The organism is Porcipelethomonas ammoniilytica, assembly GCF_025567485.1.
In the GTDB taxonomy this organism is placed as follows: Bacteria; Bacillota; Clostridia; order Oscillospirales; family Ruminococcaceae; genus Porcipelethomonas; species Porcipelethomonas ammoniilytica.
This window is the reverse complement of sequence record NZ_JAOQKH010000062.1, coordinates 1-1,764: the sequence shown is the minus strand read 5'-3', so window position 1 is coordinate 1,764 and position 1,764 is coordinate 1. Positions and strand designations below refer to the sequence as shown.

The 1,764-nt window shown below is 38.6% G+C and carries 3 protein-coding genes; all 3 read right to left on the bottom strand.

The genetic code is table 11. The annotated features are described in order from the left end of the window. A partial coding sequence (locus OCV67_RS13155; protein ID WP_147644385.1) for an XkdQ/YqbQ family protein occupies window positions 1–731 on the bottom strand: 731 nt, incomplete at its 3' end. Window positions 732–742: 11 nt separating this feature from the next. After that, a complete protein-coding gene (locus OCV67_RS13150; RefSeq protein WP_147644384.1) occupies window positions 743–1,399 on the bottom strand; it encodes a LysM peptidoglycan-binding domain-containing protein in 657 nt (218 codons plus the stop codon). After that, on the bottom strand, window positions 1,389–1,764 hold a 376-nt coding region (locus OCV67_RS13145), incomplete at its 5' end, for a hypothetical protein (protein ID WP_178085176.1). The genes OCV67_RS13150 and OCV67_RS13145, both read right to left, overlap by 11 nt.

Genomic DNA, 1,764 nt, shown 5'->3' with positions numbered 1-1,764 from the left:
GAAAGATCATCGTCCTTTTTTTCGATATCCTGAAAAATACCGATTTTCTTTTCAAGCTCGGTATTCTTCTTAACGGCATAAACCTTATCTTCGTCAGAGAGAATTTTTAAACGTGTCTTTATATCCTCAATACTCTTTTTGTATGTATATGACATAATATTTCCGCCCGTCTCAAGAACCCATTGAAGTATATTTTCACGACGTTTTATAAGGCTTAAAACTCCCTTTGAGGAATTCACATAATACTTTGTTCCCGTAGCTTTAAAATCCTGAGAAATGGCGTCGAGTATTGCGTCCCATGCAGTTGTTTTTGACTTTGTAAGCTCCGGAATTTTGTATGATGTCTTTGCAACGTCCGAATATTTAATACCGAAACGCTTGCACACGTCAATAAAAATATCGTGTACGGTTTTGTTCTCGTACACGAATGTATCTTTATTGTTTGACAGGTAAATACCGTTATCATAGGCGGTAATTGGCATTTTAAAGCTTTCGGACTGCTGCTGTGACATTATCATACCCCTAAATAATTCCTTGCCCTTATAACTGAAAATCAATTGATGACCTTTTGTGACATCTATTCCGCTTTGTGCGCCTTTACAGTCCAGAAGCGAAATACTTACAGACCGTGCGGCAGAACCCTTTCTCCCTTTCCACTTGATACTTTCCACAAGTTCCGAGATATCGTAGGTTTTGCCGTCACGGTATAAAATCAAATTGATATCGGACATAACTTGCCTCCTTACGGTATTGTTAATACCTGACCTGCCTTTATCAGATTAGGATTAGAGCCTATTATCTTTTTATTGGCTTCATAGATTTTAGTATACTTAGATCCATCTCCGTAATACTTTTTGGCAATATTGTAAAGGCTGTCTCCTGATTTTACGGTATAAGTCTTAGGCTTTGATTTGGTATTGACTCTTGCGTTTGTCTTTTTGGGGGCAGACGCTTTTTTGTTCTTGTTAATATTTATCTGTCTGACTCTCACCGTCTTATATGATTTCAGCGAAATGGTATAATCATAAGAACCAACGTCTCCGCCGCTTTGGGAGTAGGAAAAGCTTTCAATCGTTGCATACCATACAATATCGCATTTAGTTATATACAGTCGGACAACAGTCTTTTCGTTAAGCCATGTGGATATTGCATTGATATACGCATGGGGTAAAAGAGGTTTTTTCACAGTACAGCCGGGGAAATACGTCTTGGGGAAAAAGGACGAAAATGAAATCGTAACGGCTTTGGGTTCTTGTAATACGGTAGTTTCTCCAAGTCCGGCAATGGTTACGCTCTGATTGTTGCCGTTTCTCTGAATCTTGATACTTTCGGGATTCACAGGCAATTGATGTTTCTTTTTTCCTGCTTCAAGCCATATTTGATATTTGCTAGAAGTCATAAGAGTCTTCGCCCTCCTCAAATAATTCAGTTGAAATAATACTCATAAGTGCAGGCTTTAAATTTTCTATAAGGATCTCCGCAACCTGTTCCTTATCCATATTGCTTTTTACGTTTATAGAACCCTTTCCGTTGATGTTGAGATCAACTTCACGGCGGGATACTGATTCGGTTTTGTTTTCAAACTTTTTTACAGGGGATTCGGCAGGGGGAACGTTGAAATGATTATCATTTGTTACAGCATCAATAATTCTGTTAGTTTCATCTGCCGGAAAGACCTTAGCGCCTTTTTTTCCTATAATAAGCTCAGGGCCCTCATCACCCGCAATAAAAACATCATCGGCATATGTTGTACCGTTTGCATTC

Bases quoted from the DNA above. Each gene is read 5' to 3' on its own strand.
- OCV67_RS13150 (WP_147644384.1), bottom strand. From the start codon at position 1,399: ATGACTTCTAGCAAATATCAAATATGGCTTGAAGCAGGAAAAAAGAAA.